At 39.8% G+C, this 19,282-nt stretch carries 12 protein-coding genes; 11 read left to right on the top strand and 1 reads right to left on the bottom strand.

The genetic code is table 11. The features are described 5' to 3' along the window. Window positions 1–149: 149 nt before the first annotated feature. Window positions 150–950, bottom strand: coding sequence for an amino acid ABC transporter substrate-binding protein (locus N8L39_RS07870; RefSeq protein ID WP_261010633.1), 801 nt, complete (start codon window positions 948–950; stop codon window positions 150–152). Window positions 951–1,121: 171 nt separating this feature from the next. Between N8L39_RS07870 and N8L39_RS07865 the strand changes: the two genes are divergently transcribed. The 11 genes from N8L39_RS07865 (at window position 1,122) to N8L39_RS07815 (ending at window position 18,892) form a co-directional block, all read left to right on the top strand. After that, entirely contained in the window at window positions 1,122–1,727 is a 606-nt protein-coding gene (locus tag N8L39_RS07865) for a nitroreductase family protein (RefSeq protein WP_261010634.1), read from the top strand. Window positions 1,728–1,740: 13 nt separating this feature from the next. Continuing rightward, the gene (pepV, locus tag N8L39_RS07860) at window positions 1,741–3,141 is read left to right on the top strand and encodes a dipeptidase PepV (RefSeq protein ID WP_261010635.1); all 1,401 of its coding nucleotides are present in this window, start codon (window positions 1,741–1,743) and stop codon (window positions 3,139–3,141) included. A 53-nt stretch (window positions 3,142–3,194) separates the two neighbouring features. Then, window positions 3,195–3,773 (top strand): uracil-DNA glycosylase family protein, encoded by a 579-nt coding sequence (locus tag N8L39_RS07855; protein WP_261010636.1) that lies wholly within the window; start codon window positions 3,195–3,197, stop codon window positions 3,771–3,773. 113 nt (window positions 3,774–3,886) lie between these two features. Next, window positions 3,887–4,174, top strand: a complete 288-nt coding sequence (locus N8L39_RS07850; protein WP_033685413.1) for a rhodanese-like domain-containing protein — start codon at window positions 3,887–3,889, stop codon at window positions 4,172–4,174. A gap of 275 nt (window positions 4,175–4,449) precedes the next feature. Next, window positions 4,450–5,775 (top strand): branched-chain amino acid transport system II carrier protein, encoded by a 1,326-nt coding sequence (gene brnQ / locus N8L39_RS07845; RefSeq protein ID WP_001074582.1) that lies wholly within the window; start codon window positions 4,450–4,452, stop codon window positions 5,773–5,775. Between the two features lie 97 nt (window positions 5,776–5,872). Further along, window positions 5,873–6,910, top strand: a complete 1,038-nt coding sequence (locus N8L39_RS07840; protein WP_261010637.1) for a M42 family metallopeptidase — start codon at window positions 5,873–5,875, stop codon at window positions 6,908–6,910. 1 nt (window position 6,911) lies between these two features. Then, on the top strand, window positions 6,912–7,382 hold the full coding sequence (locus N8L39_RS07835) for an HIT family protein (RefSeq protein WP_261010638.1): 471 nt from the start codon (window positions 6,912–6,914) through the stop codon (window positions 7,380–7,382). Between the two features lie 2 nt (window positions 7,383–7,384). Then, a complete protein-coding gene (gene ldcB, locus N8L39_RS07830; RefSeq protein ID WP_261010639.1) occupies window positions 7,385–8,101 on the top strand; it encodes an LD-carboxypeptidase LdcB/DacB in 717 nt (238 codons plus the stop codon). A 121-nt stretch (window positions 8,102–8,222) separates the two neighbouring features. Continuing rightward, a complete protein-coding gene (gene rplK, locus N8L39_RS07825) occupies window positions 8,223–8,648 on the top strand; it encodes a 50S ribosomal protein L11 (RefSeq protein ID WP_001085807.1) in 426 nt (141 codons plus the stop codon). A 206-nt stretch (window positions 8,649–8,854) separates the two neighbouring features. Continuing rightward, a complete protein-coding gene (gene rplA / locus N8L39_RS07820; RefSeq protein ID WP_001085675.1) occupies window positions 8,855–9,544 on the top strand; it encodes a 50S ribosomal protein L1 in 690 nt (229 codons plus the stop codon). Between the two features lie 543 nt (window positions 9,545–10,087). Then, window positions 10,088–18,892, top strand: coding sequence for a YSIRK-type signal peptide-containing protein (locus N8L39_RS07815; RefSeq protein WP_261010640.1), 8,805 nt, complete (start codon window positions 10,088–10,090; stop codon window positions 18,890–18,892). Window positions 18,893–19,282: the final 390 nt, after the last annotated feature.

Raw genomic sequence — 19,282 nt, 5'->3', positions numbered from 1 at the left:
TGCAGACTAAAAACGATTGGCAGTCCAATCGTTTTTAATATATCTTATACTCAATGAAAATCAAAGAGCAAACTAGGAAGCAAGCCGTAGGCAGTACTTGAGTACGGCAAGGCGAAGCTGACGTGGTTTGAAGAGATTTTCGAAGAGTATTATTGTAATTGAGATTGATCTGGAAGATAAGAACCACCTAGATAGGTATTGCTGAGTTTTTCAAGTGTTCCATCTTTGTAGAGTTCTTTGAGTGCTTTATCAAATTGCTCTTTAAACTCTTTCTGGTCGCTTGAGAAAACGATATAGTTGCTGGGGCTATCGGCAGAAGGCAAGTCAACCACAGAAAGTTCTAAGCCACGGTCCTTGATAATCTTTTGAACGGATACTTTGTCAAAAATTAGGAAATCAAACTCTCCGTTAGCAAGGTCTAGGATTCGTTTACCGATATCTTCGCCAGAAAAATCAATTGTAGCGGGATTGTCAGTGTGTTTTTGATTCCAGTTATTGATGAATTGAGCGTTTGAAGTTCCGGTATCCTCTTGAGTTGTTTTGCCAGCGATTTGGTCAAGAGAAGTCAAAGGATTTTTCTTGTTGCTGACAAGGACGAGGGGATTATTCGAAATTGGAAGTGAGTAAAGGTATTTTTCAGCACGCTCTTTTGTGTAACTCAAGTTATTAGCTGCTGCTTGATAGTGACCAGAATCAAGTCCTGGGAAGATACTCTCCCAGGCAGTTCTTTGAAATTGAATCTCGTAGTCGCTGAGTTTTTCATCTACTGCTTTTAGAACTTCAATATCGAAGCCTGTCAGATTGCCTTTATCTTCGTAGTCAAATGGTGGCACATCGCCAGCTGTAGCAACGACGATTGTCTTTTGAGAGCTGGTTTCTTTCGGTGTAGCTTGATTTCCACAGGCAACTAAAAATGGGAAGATGAGTAGTAAAAGGCTAAATTTTTTCATAATGTCTCCATTCAAATGTAAAGTACTTGTTAGTTTATCAGAAACTTTCCTGATGAACCAATATATATCTTTTATGTCTGTGATAGAAAAAACTTAATCATGGAAAATCTCTGCAAGCTCTTTCAAATTATGGTAGAATGGAAGCAGTAGAATTAGAAAAGGAAATCGATTATGAAATTTCTTGAATTAAATAAAAAACGTCATGCGACTAAGCATTTCACTGATAAGCCAGTGGATCCAAAAGATGTGCGTACGGCTATCGAAATTGCAACCTTGGCCCCAAGTGCCCACAACAGCCAGCCTTGGAAATTTGTGGTGGTTCGTGAGAAAAATGCCGAACTAGCAAAATTGGCTTACGGTTCAAACTTTGAACATGTATCATCAGCACCTGTAACTATTGCCTTGTTTACAGACACAGATTTGGCTAAACGTGCTCGTAAGATTGCCCGAGTTGGTGGTGCTAACAATTTCTCAGAAGAGCAACTTCAATACTTCATGAAAAATTTACCTGCGGAATTTGCCCGTTACAATGAACAGCAAGTCAGCGACTACCTAGCCCTCAATGCAGGTTTGGTTGCTATGAACTTGGTTTTGGCTCTCACAGACCAAGGAATCGGATCAAATTTGATTCTTGGTTTTGACAAATCAAAAGTCAACGAAGTTTTGGAAATCGAAGACCGCTTCCGCCCAGAACTCTTGATTACAGTGGGATACACAGACGAAAAATTGGAACCAAGCTACCGCTTGCCAGTAGATGAAATCATCGAGAAAAGATAGAAAGAAGAAAAAAATGACAACAATTGATTTTACAGCAGAAGTAGAAAAACGCAAAGAAGACCTCTTGGCTGACTTGTTTAGCCTTTTGGAAATTAACTCAGAACGTGATGATAGCAAGGTTGATGCTGAGCATCCATTTGGGCCTGGTCCAGTAAAAGCCTTGGAAAAATTCCTTGAAATCGCAGACCGCGATGGCTACCCAACTAAAAATGTTGACAACTACGCAGGACATTTTGAGTTTGGTGATGGAGAAGAAGTTCTCGGAATCTTTGCCCACATGGACGTGGTGCCAGCTGGTAGCGGTTGGGACACAGACCCTTACACACCAACTATCAAAGATGGTCGCCTTTATGCGCGTGGGGCTTCGGACGACAAGGGTCCTACAACAGCTTGTTACTATGGTTTGAAAATCATCAAAGAGTTGGGCCTTCCAACTTCTAAGAAAGTTCGCTTCATCGTCGGAACTGATGAAGAATCAGGCTGGGCAGATATGGACTACTATTTCGAGCACGTAGGACTTGCAAAACCAGATTTTGGTTTCTCTCCAGACGCTGAATTCCCTATCATCAATGGTGAAAAAGGAAATATTACTGAATACCTCCACTTTGCAGGAGAAAACAATGGAGTCGCTCGTCTTCACAGCTTTACAGGTGGTTTGCGTGAAAATATGGTGCCAGAATCAGCAACAGCAGTCGTTTCAGGTGGTTTGGCTGACTTGCAAGCTAAACTAGATGCCTTTGTTGCAGAACACAAACTTAGAGGAGAACTCCAAGAAGAAGCTGGCCAATACAAGGTGACGATCATTGGTAAATCAGCCCACGGTGCTATGCCTGCTTCAGGTGTCAATGGTGCGACTTACCTAGCCCTCTTCCTCAGCCAGTTTGACTTTGCTGGTCCAGCTAAAGACTACCTTGACATCGCTGGTAAGATTCTCTTGAACGACCATGAGGGTGAAAATCTCAAGATTGCTCATGTGGATGAAAAGATGGGTGCCCTTTCTATGAATGCGGGTGTCTTCCGCTTTGATGAAACAAGCGCTGATAATACCATTGCCCTTAATATCCGCTATCCAAAAGGAACAAGTCCAGAGCAAATCAAGTCAATCCTTGAAAACTTGCCAGTTGCTTCTGTTAGCCTTTCTGAACACGGTCATACCCCTCACTATGTGCCAATGGAAGATCCACTTGTGCAAACCTTGTTGAATGTCTATGAAAAACAAACTGGTCTTCAAGGTCATGAACAAGTTATCGGTGGTGGTACCTTTGGTCGCTTACTCGAACGTGGGGTTGCCTACGGTGCCATGTTCCCAGACTCAATTGATACCATGCACCAAGCCAATGAATTTATCGCCTTGGACGATCTCTTCCGAGCTGCAGCAATCTATGCCGAAGCTATTTACGAATTGATCAAATAAAACGATAGAAGTCTGAGATTGTATGCTTAGACTTCTTTTTGGAGGGAAAGTAGATGTCTCAAATTGAAAGAATCAAGCAGGCTATTATGGAAGATCCGCAGAATGCCAGCTATACAAAGCGTGGCATCGAGCCTCTCTTTGCAGCGCCAAAGACTGCTCGCATCAATATCATCGGTCAAGCGCCTGGTCTTAAAACCCAAGAAGCAGGCCTTTACTGGAAAGATAAGAGTGGTGACCGCTTGCGGGAGTGGCTAGGTGTGGATGAAGATACCTTTTACAATTCAGGTTATTTTGCGGTCTTGCCTATGGATTTTTACTTTCCAGGGCATGGCAAGTCAGGTGATCTGCCACCGAGAACTGGCTTTGCTGAAAAATGGCATCCGCAGCTCTTGCAAGAATTACCAGATATTCAATTGACCCTCTTGATTGGACAATATGCCCAGGCCTACTATTTAAAGGAGAAAATCAGTGGCAAGGTGACAGAACGGGTAAAACATTACCAGAACTACTTGCCAGAGTATTTTCCTTTAGTTCACCCCTCACCGCGAAATCAAATCTGGATGGCCAAAAATCCTTGGTTTGAGTCAGAAGTGGTGCCAGATTTGAAAAAAAGAATTAAAACCATTTTATAGTCAATGAAAATCAAAGAGCAAACTAGGAAGCTAGCCGCAGGCTGTACTTGAGTACGGTAAGGCGACGCTGACGTGGTTTGAAGAGATTTTCGAAGAGTATTAGGAGAAAAAGAATGAAAGAAATAACCTTTGACGCATTTTACCAGCTTTACCAAAATGACCAACTTTCTTTAGTGGACGTGAGAGAAGTGGATGAGTTTGAAGCTCTTCATTTAGAAGGTGCTCAAAATCTTCCTCTGAGTCAATTAGCTGATATTTATGATCAATTGGACAAGGATCAGTTACATTATGTTATTTGCAAATCTGGAATGAGATCGGCGCGTGCTTGCCAATTCTTATCAGAACAAGGTTATGAGGTTATCAATGTACAAGGTGGCATGATGGCCTTTGAAGAACTTTAATACTCAATGAAAATCAAAGAGCAAACTAGGAAGCTAGCCGCAGGCTGTACTTGAGTACGGCAAGGTGAAGCTGACGTGGTTTGAAGAGATTTTCGAAGAGTATAAACATTAGAATTTTCTCCTACTTGGCGTGGACTGGGTAGGGGATTTTATTTTTAGACAATTCTCATTTTTAAGAATCTTGAAAACATTCAATATTTACTTCGTGAAGCTTTTTTCATACTCCTATTCATGATATACTAGGTCAGTATTTTATAAATATGAAGGAGATTTTCATGGCTAAAAAAGGTGCCCTAACAGGTTTACTCCTGTTTGGAATATTTTTTGGTGCGGGGAACTTGATTTTTCCGCCTTCTCTAGGTGCTCTATCTGGAGAACATTTTCTTCCTGCCATCGCAGGTTTTGTCTTTTCAGGTGTCGGTATCGCCGTCTTGACTCTTATTATTGGAACGCTAAATCCTAAAGGATATATCTACGAGATTTCAACAAAGATAGCGCCTTGGTTTGCGACTCTTTACCTCTCAGTTCTTTATTTGTCAATTGGTCCATTCTTTGCCATCCCACGTACTGCGACAACAGCTTACGAGGTAGGGATTAGCCCTCTTTTGTCGGATGCAAATAAAGGACTTGGCTTGATTGTCTTTACGGTTCTTTACTTTGCAGCGGCGTATCTAATTTCGCTTAATCCATCAAAAATCTTAGACCGTATCGGCCGTATTTTAACGCCAGTCTTTGCGATTTTGATTGTTATCTTGGTTGTTCTAGGAGCTTTCAAATACGGTGGAACAAGTCCTCAAGTTGCTTCAGCTGCTTATCAAGCTTCTGCCTTTGGTACAGGTTTCCTAGAAGGTTACAATACCTTGGATGCTCTTGCCTCAGTTGCCTTCAGTGTAATCGCAGTTCAAACCTTGAAACAACTTGGCTTCTCAAGTAAGAAAGAATACATTTCGACTATTTGGGTGGTTGGTATCGTTGTTGCCCTTGCTTTCAGCGCTCTTTACATCGGTTTAGGTTTCCTTGGAAATCATTTCCCAGTACCAGCTGAAGCGATGAAGGGTGGAACACCAGGTGTTTACATTTTGTCACAAGCTACTCAAGAAATCTTTGGCTCAACAGCCCAACTTTTCCTTGCAGCTATGGTTACTGTAACCTGCTTCACAACAACAGTTGGTTTGATTGTGTCAACAGCTGAGTTCTTTAATGAACGCTTCCCACAAATCAGCTACAAGGTTTATGCGACAGCTTTTACCTTGATTGGATTTGCTATTGCCAATTTGGGTCTTGATGCGATTATCAAGTACTCAATCCCTGTACTGGTTATCTTGTACCCAATCACGATTGCTATCGTTATGATTGTCATTGTTAACAAATTTGTAGCTCTTTCAAAACCAGGTATGCAGTTGACAATTGCTGTTGTTACAGCTATTGCCATTGCAAGTGTATTAGGAAGCTCGTTTAAGGTTGAGTTTCTTGCAAACCTTGTCAACGCTCTTCCTTTTGCCAAGGCGTCACTCCCATGGTTAGTACCAGCTATTGTCGGAATCTTGCTCTCATTGGTTCTGCCAAACAAGCAAGAAAGCGATGTTTTTGAAATGGAATAATCATTAAAATCACTTTTGTAGCCAAGTCTACAGGAGTGATTTTCTTTTTTTATCCGATGATAAATGTGTTATAATAGGTAGCAAAAGAGGTGAAGAAATGAATCAAACAGTAGAATATATCAAAGAACTGACCGCCATTGCGTCGCCAACGGGCTTCACTCGTGAGATTTCGGACTATTTAGTCAAGACTCTAGAAGGTTTTGGTTACCAGCCGGTTCGCACAGCTAAGGGCGGTGTCAATGTGACCATTAAAGGTCAAAATGATGAAGAGCATCGCTATGTGACTGCCCATGTAGATACGCTGGGTGCTATTGTCCGTGCTGTCAAACCAGACGGCCGTCTCAAAATGGACCGTATCGGTGGTTTTCCTTGGAACATGATTGAAGGAGAAAACTGTACCGTTCATGTAGCTAGCACAGGTCAAAAGGTATCAGGAACCATCCTGATCCACCAAACTTCTTGCCATGTCTACAAAGATGCTGGAACTGCTGAACGCACTCAGGACAATATGGAAGTGCGTTTGGATGCCAAAGTAACCAATGAAAAAGAAACTCGTGCCTTGGGGATTGAGGTCGGTGATTTTATCAGTTTTGATCCACGAACGGTCGTGACGGAAACTGGTTTTATCAAATCTCGTCATTTGGATGATAAGGTCAGCGCAGCGATTTTGCTTAACCTGCTTCGTATTTATAGGGAAGAGAAGATTGAGTTGCCTGTAACAACCCATTTTGCTTTTTCAGTCTTTGAAGAAGTGGGCCACGGTGCTAATTCTAATATTCCTGCTCAGGTGGTAGAATATCTGGCTGTGGATATGGGAGCTATGGGAGATGATCAGCAAACAGACGAATATACAGTGTCTATCTGTGTCAAGGATGCTTCTGGACCTTATCATTATGACTTCCGGCAACACTTGGTTGCTTTGGCTAAAGAGCAAGATATTCCATTTAAGCTGGATATCTATCCATTTTATGGTTCAGACGCTTCAGCGGCTATGTCTGCAGGTGCAGAAGTCAAACATGCCCTTCTCGGTGCTGGTATCGAGTCTAGCCATTCTTATGAGCGTACTCATATTGACTCGGTGGTCGCAACGGAGCGTATGGTTGATGCTTATCTTAAGAGCGCATTGGTAGACTAATATGTGTTTGATTTGCCAGAGAATTGAGCTCATCAAGAAGGGAGAAAATCCCTATTTTGTCAAAGAGTTGGAAACAGGCTATCTTGTGGTTGGAGACCATCAGTATTTTGCAGGCTATAGTCTCTTTCTAGCCAAGGAACATGTCACCGAATTGCATCATTTAGATAAGGAAACTAGAATACGTTTTCTAGAAGAAATGAGTTTAGTCCAAGAGGCAGTTGCTAAGGCCTTTGCTGCTGAGAAAATGAATATCGAACTGCTAGGAAATGGCGATGCCCATCTTCATTGGCATCTGTTTCCTAGACGAAGAGGTGATATGAATGGACACGGTCTCAAAGAACGTGGTCCAGTCTGGTGGGTTCCCTTTGAAGAAATGACAGCAGAAACCTGCCAAGCAAAACCGGATGAGATTAAAAGATTAGTCAAACGTTTATCATTAGAAGTAGATAAACTATTAGAAATAAAGGAGTAGAAATGAAAAAAAGATACCTTATCTTGACAGCCTTGCTAGCCTTGAGTCTAGCAGCTTGTTCACAAGAAAAAGCAAAAAATGAAGATGGAGCAGCTAAGACAGAACAAACTGCTAAAGCTGATGGAACAGTAGGAAGTAAGTCTCAAGGAGCTACCCAGAAAAAAGCAGAAGTGGTTAACAAAGGAGACTACTACAGCATCCAAGGGAAATACGATGAAATCATCGTAGCAAATAAACACTATCCTTTGTCGAAAGACTATAACCCAGGGGAAAATCCAACAGCCAAGGCTGAGTTGGTCAAACTTATCAAAGCGATGCAAGAGGCAGGATTCCCAATTAGCGACCATTACAGTGGTTTTAGAAGTTATGAAACTCAGACCAAACTCTATCAAGATTATATCAACCAAGATGGAAAGGCTGCCGCTGACCGTTACTCTGCCCGACCTGGCTATAGTGAACACCAAACAGGTTTGGCCTTCGATGTGATTAGCACAAATGGAGAATTGGTAACTGAAGAAAAAGCGGCTCAATGGCTCTTGGACCATGCGGCTGATTATGGTTTTGTTGTCCGTTATCTCAAAGGTAAGGAAAAGGAAACAGGCTATATGGCTGAGGAATGGCATCTTCGATATGTCGGAAAAGAAGCCAAAGAAATTGCTGAGAGTGGACTCAGTCTGGAAGAATATTTCGGCTTTGAAGGCGGAGATTATGTCGATTAAAAATAAACTTTTCTCTTGCAATTCTAGATAAATAGTGTATAATAGATGAGTATGTGTAAAGCATACTTGTGGGAGGTAAAAATCTTTAATTACCGCCAAAACCACAAAGGAGGATTTAAAAATGGCTAAAAAAGTCGAAAAACTTGTAAAATTGCAAATCCCTGCTGGTAAAGCTACACCAGCTCCACCGGTTGGACCTGCTCTTGGTCAAGCTGGTATCAACATCATGGGATTCACAAAAGAGTTCAACGCTCGTACAGCTGACCAAGCTGGTATGATCATTCCAGTTGTTATCTCAGTTTACGAAGATAAATCATTTACTTTCATCACTAAAACACCACCAGCTGCTGTTCTTTTGAAAAAAGCTGCAGGTGTTGAAAAAGGATCAGGTACACCTAACAAAACTAAAGTTGCTACAGTTACTCGTGCGCAAGTACAAGAAATCGCAGAAACTAAGATGCCAGATTTGAACGCAGCAAACGTAGAGTCTGCAATGCGTATGATCGAAGGTACTGCTCGTTCTATGGGATTCACTGTTGTTGACTAATCAATAACATAGTAGAAAATCTCACAGCAGTTTATTAGTTGCTTTTCATACTAGGCAAGTGACTGAAGCTTGTACTTGGGTACAGCAAGGGAACTTAAGGCCGTAGGAAAAGAGTCTAATAGACTGAAAACCCGCAAGACTTCATCATTTCGAGGAGTGACGTGGGAGATGAAAATCGATTGAACCACTTACAAGGAGAATAGAAAATGGCTAAAAAAAGCAAACAACTTCGTGCTGCTCTTGAGAAAATCGACAGCACAAAAGCATACAGCGTAGAAGAAGCTGTAGCACTTGCAAAAGAAACTAACTTTGCAAAATTTGACGCAACTGTAGAAGTTGCTTACAACTTGAACATCGACGTTAAAAAAGCTGACCAACAAATCCGTGGAGCAATGGTATTGCCAAACGGTACTGGTAAAACTTCACGCGTTCTTGTTTTCGCACGTGGTGCAAAAGCAGAAGAAGCAAAAGCTGCTGGTGCAGACTTTGTTGGTGAAGATGACCTTGTTGCTAAAATCAACGACGGTTGGTTGGACTTCGACGTAGTTATCGCTACACCTGATATGATGGCTCTTGTTGGACGTCTTGGACGTGTCCTTGGACCACGTAACTTGATGCCAAACCCTAAAACTGGTACTGTAACAATGGATGTTGCTAAAGCAGTTGAAGAGTCTAAAGGTGGTAAAATCACTTACCGTGCTGACCGTGCAGGTAACGTTCAAGCAATCATCGGTAAAGTATCATTTGAAGCTGAAAAATTGGTTGAAAACTTCAAAGCTTTCAACGAAACAATCCAAAAAGCAAAACCAGCTACAGCTAAAGGAACTTACGTAACAAACTTGACTATCACAACTACTCAAGGTGTTGGTATCAAAGTTGACGTAAACTCACTTTAATCAGTAGTTTATATCAGAGAACGAGTACGAAAGTGCTCGTTTTTTGTTTTATTTCATTATACTTCATTATTCAACGATCTCTGAAAATCTCAAAACTTGATGGAAAGTTATGCACTCATCTTTCTAAAGTTAAATGATAAAAGGAAAATATATAAAAATGAGATAAAGTAATCGTTTTACAAGATTAGTTTTAAATAAATATACAAAAATACTGATATAGACTAACGGAGATTTAGTTTTGAAAAGAGGCTGGTAAATATTCAGAAAATAGAAACAAAAGCGACAATTTTAAAAAATTATGACGCTTATGAAATGCTGACAATTCAAGTAAAACGTTAACTAAATTTTACTTGGGAAATTGTTAATTTTTTTAAAATTATAAATCAAATATCTTGTGTAATGAGATGTGATGTGATATTATTTATATACATGTTAATTGTGAATTATATAAAATTTCCTCTCAACTATGTAAAAAAATTGCTGAGGGACTTTTTGGGGATTTTTAACTAACATGATGAAAATAAAAGGAGGTTGTTGGTTTTAATGAAAGGCAAGCAACAACAAGATTTTAGAGTAGAAAAATACATCCGTTATGGAATTCGTAAATATAGTTTTGGAGCAGCATCTGTAGCGATTGCGGCTGGTTTGATGTTCCTTGGAAATGGAGCAGTATCTGCCAATGAAGCATCAGTTAATGGGACTACTCCAGATTCATCAGTAGTGGCATCTAATCCAGAAAATGATGGAACTTCGGCGAAACCAGCAACTTCAGTAGCTGAAAAAGAAGTAAAGGCAGAGGAGTCTAAAAAGGTAGATACTCCAGTTCAAAAAGAAGCGGAAGATAAGAAAGTAGCAGAAGAAAAAACAGTAGAAGCTCCAAAAGCAAACACTGAAAAAGCTGCTGAAAAGGTTGCTGCAAATAAGACAGCGCTCTATGAAGTAATTGCAAGCTTAGAGCAAGGTATCGCTGCAGCTAAAAATGCAGATGCAAGTGCTCTTTCTGCTGCAAAGGAAGCCTTAGCGACTGCAAAATCAGTTTTTGCCAACCCAACAGCCGAACAAGCAGAAGTTGATAGCCAAACAGAAGCACTTAAGGCTCTCGCAACAGTTCTTGTCGAATCAAATGCTGCTGAAACTGCCAAGAAAGAAGAAGCGGCTAACCCGAAACAAGAAACTCCTGCAGTAGATACAAAGATTTTGAGCCAAGTTTCATCTGAAGCAGAAGTTACTAGTCAATTAGCTTATTCAGAAATGAACAAGAAGGATCTTGCTGCTGAAGGCAAAGCTGCAATCGAGGCTGCAGTTGCTAAGAACCAAGCTGTCCTTGCAGAAACGAACAAACTCTTGGCAGATAAGAGCTTGACAAAAGAACAAGTAGATGCTCAATTAAACCGTTTGAATGAGTCTATCCAAGCAGTTTATGATGAGTTGAAACGAAATGGGATTGGCCGTGATGGGAAATTCTCAGTAGCTCTTTCAGCTAATGAAGGATACACAGCTTCTTCTACAGAATTAAGAAAAGAAAATGGAGAATTTCTTGGTTCTACAGGTAAATCTTACAAAGTACTAGATGGTAACGCTAACTATAAAGTTTATGTTCATGGTTATCAATCTGAGAACACTGATGTACCAGCGGCTAATAGTGGACAAGCTGGTATTAGTGGACGTACTGATATTCCTTTATCAAAAACAGAAGCTCAAAAGCTTGGTCGTGAAGCAGAATTATGGAAAGGTAAAATTCGTGCTACAGGAAAAGCTAATGGGAAAACAACATGGGGAGCAGGAGGTGCTTATGAGTATCTAGCTACAGAAATCTATGGTTATACTTTTGAACAAGGAAATCACTATGTATATCTTACAGATGTAAAAAAACGCTTTAGTTTATCACCAGAGGCAACTGCTGCAGGATACACAATTGCGAAAATTGAAGCGAGCAACTTACCACCAGGATTAGGTTATAATGCTGATAAAGATACTGTGGAAGGATATGTAGCATCATCTCTTCAAAACGGTGTATATGACATGCGTTATATCCTAACTGTAGAAAAAGACGGAGCTACTCAGCAAGTTACTTTCAGAGACTTAACAGCTGGATGGGTAGGATGGCAAGATTCATCTGCACCAGTTATTCAAGGAAAATCAAAATTAGTAACAATAGGCGACCAAGTTAATCATAATATCAAATATGTTGATAACGATGGAATGAGTCGTGATGAAAGAACTGGTTATGTATACAGAAAAAATGGAGAAAAAGTTGTTGCCGGTTCAAAAACTGCTCCTGGAGGCACGACTGGAGCAACCTTTACTGCAGTCGATGGATCTAAAGTAGATACCGAGAACGGACCACAAACTGTTACAGCTCATACAGCATTGAATGGTACATATACAGGAAGTAAAACTTCAATTAATGATGTTGTACCAGGATTAAATTACGATCCAAAAACCGGAGATATTACTGGAACAGCAAGTGAAGCTGGAATTTTCACAGCGGCTGTTTATGCCAAAGACTATAATAATACAACCAATGCGAAAAATCAGGATTGGAATATGTATGGTCAAGAAGCTCATGAAAATATTACAATCGCAGTAGCACCTAAAATTACTGTTAAGAATGTAGAAGCATATGCAACAAATGTACCTGTGACAATTTCAAAAGGTGCTAACAAAGCTGAAATTACAATGCCAGATGGAACAGTTACAAAACTTGTAGTTAAAGATGGTAACTGGACAGTTGCAGCAGGTACTACAAACACTGCGTTACAAGAAGGTGCAGTGTTGGGAGCAGCTTCAACAACAGGAGATTCGACTGTTAATTTAACTGTAACTCCAGAATCTACAAAATACGTTGGTGTTGATAGTATTGCAGCAAAAGCCACAACTGATAAGGTAAAAGCAAACATCCAACGTGAATTTGCTATGGTAACTGACGCGGCAGGGAATACGTATAAAGCGGAATTTAACCATGCAACAGGTAAATATTCTTTACCGACTGAAAAAGCTTATGAACTAAAAGACAATGGTAATGGCACATCAACGCTTATTGAACGTCGTGTTTATACAGATGCTCAAGCAAATGGTGATGTTAAGTTCGTTGTTTATGAGTTTGAACGTACATGGAATACAACATCTTCAGCGTCAACCTTAGTGGACAAGATTGCTGAAATCCGTAAAAATGGTGAGGTAACAGCAGTAGGTGATGTTACACGTACAGAAACTCTAGTTAAAAAAGATAACACATCTTCAGAACAAGGAATGGTAGTTACAGTGAGTTATGACTCAGTAACAAACCAATGGACATCTTCTGACGGAACAGCGGTAACAGCTAAAGAATCAAATGCTGGTTGGGAAGTTGAGACTGCATCAGGATTTAAAGGATATATTTCATACCGTGAAGCATCTTCTACAGATGTAGCATCAATTCAAAATGCTAAACCTACAGGAACTTCAACAAGTTATTCAGAAGCAAAAGATGCATCAGTAGACTTGATTAAGTCAACTAAAGCAAATGTAGCATTTGCGGATACAATCGATGATAAAACATCAGCTACAGATTCTGATACTATTAAAACAAAAGTAACAGTAACTGCACCAGACGGAAGCCAAAAAGTATTCGATGCGGCAAAAGCAGAAGAAGCAGCATATATTGCAGCTCAACGTACAGCAGCAGAAAAAACAAAAGCGGCAGCAACAGCTGTAAAAGAACAACAAGATACTCAAAATGAATTAGCTCATGCTCAAGAACTATTGGATCGTGCTTCAAGAATAGCAGATGATGCTCAAAAAGCATTAGATAACTTAAAACTACGTACTATTTCTCCAACGGCTCAAGAATTAGCAGAGAGAAGACTTGCGCATGCCAAAGAGTTTAAAGCATCTGTAGAAGCACAATTAGAAACAGCTAAAGCAAATCTTTCAGCAAAAAATACTGAAGTAGAAACGGCGCGTACTGCAGCTTTAGAAGCTGAAAAAGCGGTAGAAACAGCTCGTACAGCACTTAAAACAGCTGCAGCAGCAAACTTAGCAAATCCAGAAATCGCAGCTTACACATTAGGTCAATATGGTAGTTATAAAGTAACGGTTCATTCTGTTGACTCAAACGGTGTTGTAACAACTCCAACAGTAGGCGGAAGTGATTCAGGTGAAGTGACGGATGATGCAGTAGCAGAAACAACTTACTACATCGTTGTACCGAAACCAGAAATTTCAGGTGGTGCCCAAGACACTCCTCAAAGCGATACAATGGAAAAAGGATTCAAGACTGGTCTTCCTGAAAACTCTACAGTATCTGATTACAAACTAGTAGATCCAGCAACAGGAGAGAAAAAAGACTCTGTAACTACAGATGAAGGAACTTATACCGTAGATCCAACAACAGGAAAAGTAACGTTCACACCAGCTCAAGGATATATCGGAACTGCTAAACCAATTTCGGTAGCGGCGAATGTAACAATTCCAGGAGATGATGGTAAACCAGTAACAGTAGAAGCATCAACTACTTACACACCAACAGTTTATGGTGTTAAAGGTAACGATGATACTACAAAAGATGTTCAAGGAGCAGTCCAAACTTCTAAACCAGGAAATGAACGATTCTCAAAACTAAATACTCCAGAGAACACTCCTGATGGTACAAATGTTGACTTAACAACATCTAAGTACTCATTAGAAGGTGCTGATACTGAAGGGAAAGTTGTTGTTCCAAACGAAGGAACTTATACAATTGATCCAACATCAGGTGTTGTAACATTTACTCCACTTCCAACATTTACAGGAACAGCTCAAGGTGTAGATGTAAAAGTAACAGCTAATGCAACGGATAAAGAAGGAAATGCTGTAGAAGTATCTGCTAAAGGAAAATACACTCCAGTAGTAGAACCTGCAACTCCAACTGCAGAAGCAGCAACTTCAACAGATGTACAAGGTGCAACTCAAGAGCAACCAGTAACATTTAACGATTCGAAAACAACAATCGATGGTATTGAGAAAAAAGTACCAATCGATCCAACAACATACACATTATTAGATGAAAATGGCAACCCAGCTACAGAAGTACCAGCTAAAGACGCTACAGGAAAAGTAGTAGGTACTTACACTGTTAAGAATGTAGATGGAAAAGCAGTTGCAGTATTTACACCAACTGACAAAACATATGTTGGTAAAGTAGAACCAGTAACGGTACAAGCAAAAGATAAAAACGGAACTCCTGTAACAACAACTTATACACCGAACATTACACCGGTAACACCAACAGGAACTCCAGCAAGTACAGAAGGAATTCAAGGTTCACCTCAAGAAGGAACTCCAACATTTACGCAAGGTAACCCAGTTGCTCCAATTAAGATTGATGCAACTCAACCTGCTAAATTAGTAGATCCAACAACAGGAAAACCAACAGATGAACCAACAATTCCAGCTAAAGATGCAACAGGAAAACAAGTTGGTACGTATACAATTGACCCAACAACAGGTAAAGTAACATTCACACCGAATAAAGACTTCGTAGGTACTCCAGTACCAGCAACAGTAGAAGTAAAAGATGCGAATGGAACACCAGCAGCAGCGACTTATACACCAACGGTTAAACCAGTAACTCCAATTGGTAAAGTTGCATTTACAGAAGACATTCAAGGTGCGACTCAAAGTGGAAAACCAGACTTTGAAGGTGGTAAAACAACAGTCAATGGTAAAGAAGAATCTGTACCGATGGATGATACTGTACCAGCAACATTCGAAGATGGTTCAACAACTAAGACAATCGAAGGACAAGGTACTTACACAGTAGCTCCAGATGGAACAGTAACATTCGTACCAGAAAAAACATTCGCAGGTAAAGGTACAACATTAACAGTTATCCGTAAAGACAAAAACGGAACACCAGCTCGTGGAGAATATACAGCAGTTGTTCATCCAGTAACACCAACAGGATGGGATGTAATCTCTGCAGATATCCAAGGTCAAGAACAAAATGGAAAACCTAAGTTCAAAGGTGGGACAGTAGAAATCGGTGGAGAAGAGAAAAAAGTAGACATCGATGAAAATGTTGCTCCAGTAGTACTTGATCCAGCTACAAAACAACCAATAGCAGTAGGAACTCCAATTACTGTTGAGGGAGAAGGAGTTTATACTCTTAAAGAAGACGGAACAGTGAAATTCGTTCCTGAGAAAACATTTGTTGGTGAAGCTAAAGGGGTAATCGTTCAACGTGTTGATAAACTTGGACAACCAGCTATTGGTAAATACCGTCCAATCGTTATCGGAGCTAAACCAAAAGCACAACCAGCTACATCACAAGATGTTCAAGGTCAAGTTCAAAAACAACCTGTGACATTCATCGATAGTGTGGTAGATAAAACGACTGTACCGGATATCGACCACCCAGAGGTAAAAGAAGCTACTAAGAAAACTGTACCGATTGATCCAAATTCATATACATTATTAGACGAAAATGGACAACCAGCTACAAAAGTTCCTGCAAAAGATCCAAAAGGTAATGTCATCGGGGAATTCACTCTTGAAGTAGTAGACGGTAAAGCTGTCGGAGTATTAACACCTAATGCAACATACTACGGAGAAGTACAGCCAGTACGTGTTCAAGCAGCGGATGAAAATGGTATCACAGTAGAAACTACTTACACACCATACATCACACCGGTAAAACCAACAGCGACTCCAGTAACTTCAGAAGGAATCCAAGGTAAAGAACAAGAAGGTACACCAACATTTACAGAAGGTGATAAAAAAGTACCTATTAATTTAGAGAAAGCACCTAAATTAGTAGATCCAACAACTGGTAAACCAACAGAAGAAAAAACTGTTATAGTTCCAGGAGAAGGTAAGTATGTAATTGACGATAAAGGAAAAGTAACATTCACACCAGAACCAAACTTCACTGGTGAGGCTAAAGGAATCGAAGTTCAACGTGAAGATACGAACGGGACACCAGTAAATGGTAAATACACTCCATTTGTTAAACCAGTAACACCAAAAGGTGATGAAAAAGAAACACAAGATATCCAAGGTGCACCACAAAAATCAACTCCAACATTCACAGGTGGTAAAACTACTGTTAACAATAAAGAAGAAACAGTCGAAATTGATACTACAAAACCAGCTAAATTGGTAGATCCAACAACTGGACAACCAACATCTGAAACAACTGTAAAAGTACCAGGAGAAGGAACGTACACAATCGATCCGCAAACTGGAGAAGTAACATTTACACCAGAACCAAAATTCACAGGTAAAACTTCAGGAATCAAAGTTCAACGTGTTGATAAAAACGGAACACCAGCAACAGCGACTTATACACCAACTGTAGTACCAGTAACACCAACAGGTGAAGAAAAAACTACTGTAGGTATCCAAGGAGCAACGCAAAAAGCAACTCCAAACTTCACACCAGGTAAAACAACCGTTAATGGAGAAGAAAAAACAGTCGAAATTGATACTACAAAACCAGCTAAATTCGTAGATCCAGCAACTGGACAACCAACGGATGAAACTACGATTAAAGTACCAAACGAAGGAACATACACAATTGATCCGAACTCTGGAGAAGTAACATTCACACCAGAACCAAACTTCACAGGACGTGGAACAGGTGTATCTATCCAACGTGTCGACAAAAACGGAACACCAGCTGAATCAACATATACACCAACAGTTGTAGGAGTAACACCGACAGGTAAAGAAGCTAAGTCTAAAGATCTTCAAGGTGAAACTCAAACAGGAAAACCAACATTCACAGGTGGAAAAACTACTGTTAACAATAAAGAAGAAACAGTAGAAATCGATGAAACTAAACCAGCAACATTTGAAGATGGATCAACTACAAAAGTAGTACCAAACGAAGGTACATACACTGTAGCACCAGATGGAACTGTAACATTCGTACCAGAACCAAAATTCACAGGTGTAGCAACAGGTGTAACTGTTAAACGTGTTGACAAAAACGGAACACCAGTAACAGCCAAATACACACCAACAGTAATCCCAGTATCACCATCTGGAGAAGATGTAACATCAGTTGGACCTAAGAACACACCTCAAGAAGGAACACCAATCTTTAAAGGTGGTTCAGAAACTGTAAATGGTAAGAAGAAAACAGTAGAAATCGATAATGATGTACCAGCGACATTCGAAGACGGTTCAACTACAAAAGTAGTACCAGGAGAAGGAACATACACTGTCGATAAAGACGGAAAAGTAACATTCACTCCAGAAAAAGACTTCGTAGGTGTAACAAAAGGTGTAACTGTTAAACGTGTTGATAAAAATGGAACACCAGTAACAGCTAAATACACACCAACAGTTCTAGGAGCAACATCAACTAAAGATGTAGAATCTGAAGGACCAAAAGGTAAACCTCAATCAAATACTCCAGTATTTGAAGGAGATATTGATAAAGAGGTGCCACCAACATTCGAAGACGGAAAAACTACAAAAGTAGTACCAGGTCAAGGAACTTACACTATCGATCCGAACGGAAAAGTAACATTCACACCAGAACCAGAATTCGTGGGTACAGCAAACAGCGTAACAGTTGTAAGAAAAGATAAAAACGGTAAAACAATTTTTGCATCTTACACACCAACAGTACGCCCAGACACTATCTTCAGAGATAAAGAAGGCAAAGAAATTCCAGGATACCCAAGTGAAGATGGAACAACTCCTAAGAAAGAAATTCCAGGATACAGATTTGTGGAGACTGTAACGGATAACGATGGAAATACAAAACACATCTACGAAAAAGTGAAAACTTCATTCAAGGATAAGGAAGGCAAAGAAATTCCTAACTATCCAAGTGAAGAAGGGGACCAACCTAAGAAAGAAATTCCAGGTTACCGCTTCGTAGAAACTAAGAAACTTCCAAATGGAGACTTCGAGCACGTTTACGAGAAGATTTCAACACCATATACTCCTCAACCAAATCCAGGTAAAGAAACTACAACGACTTGGACAGATGAGAAAGGTAATCCATTGAAACCAACGGAACCAGGTTCTAAAGAACCAGGAACAATTCCAGGTTACGAATATGTCAAGACTGTGACAGATCCAAATGGAAATATCAGACATATCTTCCGTAAAGTTGAGATGCCAACTCCAACACCGGTTGAGCCAAGTCAACCAGTTTCTCCACAAGAGCCAACAAGCCCTGAGAAACCAGTAACTCCAGATATGCCAGCAGCACCTGAGCAACCAAAACAACCAGCAACACCTAAATATGTTGAAGGTCAAAAAGAGTTGCCAAATACTGGTACAGAAGACAATGCTAGCCTTGCAGCACTTGGACTTCTTGGAGTCTTGAGTGGATTTGGTCTTGTCGCTCGTAAGAAGAAGGAAGATTAAGTTAATTAATTTGTAATTAGTTAATCTAATTCACATCAAATAGAAAACCGATGATTCATTTCATCGGTTTTTTAGCTCTTAGCCAACTTTAAATGAGAATTTTTAACAGCTAAATCAGAAATTCTAAATGAATTTATCTGAGACTGGCATTCAATATACTTTTAAATATCAAAATACAGACGATAAAAGATTTTTGGAAAAAAATAAACGGATTTAATTGATAAATATACAAAAAATGAAATATAGATTGATGGAATTAAATTCAAAATAATATATATTTATACAACGAAAGCGGATTCGAAAATATGTTGAAATGTCAAAAAATAGTGGAAAAAGTTAAAAAATGTAGATTTTTTTATATAATTCAGACAATTTTTACTATTTTTTAGA

This window comes from Streptococcus mitis, from assembly GCF_946190285.1.
Taxonomy (GTDB): domain Bacteria; phylum Bacillota; class Bacilli; order Lactobacillales; family Streptococcaceae; genus Streptococcus; species Streptococcus mitis_CP.
Note: the sequence above shows the minus strand (reverse complement) of the source record. Positions and strands in the feature narration are given on the sequence as shown.

Excerpts from the sequence above, each read along its gene's own strand:
- N8L39_RS07870 (WP_261010633.1), bottom strand. The coding sequence starts at position 950 with ATGAAAAAATTTAGCCTTTTACTACTCATCTTCCCATTTTTAGTTGCC.
- N8L39_RS07865 (WP_261010634.1), top strand. The coding sequence starts at position 1,122 with ATGAAATTTCTTGAATTAAATAAAAAACGTCATGCGACTAAGCATTTC.
- pepV (WP_261010635.1), top strand. The coding sequence starts at position 1,741 with ATGACAACAATTGATTTTACAGCAGAAGTAGAAAAACGCAAAGAAGAC.
- N8L39_RS07855 (WP_261010636.1), top strand. The coding sequence starts at position 3,195 with ATGTCTCAAATTGAAAGAATCAAGCAGGCTATTATGGAAGATCCGCAG.
- N8L39_RS07850 (WP_033685413.1), top strand. The coding sequence starts at position 3,887 with ATGAAAGAAATAACCTTTGACGCATTTTACCAGCTTTACCAAAATGAC.
- brnQ (WP_001074582.1), top strand. The coding sequence starts at position 4,450 with ATGGCTAAAAAAGGTGCCCTAACAGGTTTACTCCTGTTTGGAATATTT.
- N8L39_RS07840 (WP_261010637.1), top strand. The coding sequence starts at position 5,873 with ATGAATCAAACAGTAGAATATATCAAAGAACTGACCGCCATTGCGTCG.
- N8L39_RS07835 (WP_261010638.1), top strand. The coding sequence starts at position 6,912 with ATGTGTTTGATTTGCCAGAGAATTGAGCTCATCAAGAAGGGAGAAAAT.
- ldcB (WP_261010639.1), top strand. The coding sequence starts at position 7,385 with ATGAAAAAAAGATACCTTATCTTGACAGCCTTGCTAGCCTTGAGTCTA.
- rplK (WP_001085807.1), top strand. The coding sequence starts at position 8,223 with ATGGCTAAAAAAGTCGAAAAACTTGTAAAATTGCAAATCCCTGCTGGT.
- rplA (WP_001085675.1), top strand. The coding sequence starts at position 8,855 with ATGGCTAAAAAAAGCAAACAACTTCGTGCTGCTCTTGAGAAAATCGAC.
- N8L39_RS07815 (WP_261010640.1), top strand. The coding sequence starts at position 10,088 with ATGAAAGGCAAGCAACAACAAGATTTTAGAGTAGAAAAATACATCCGT.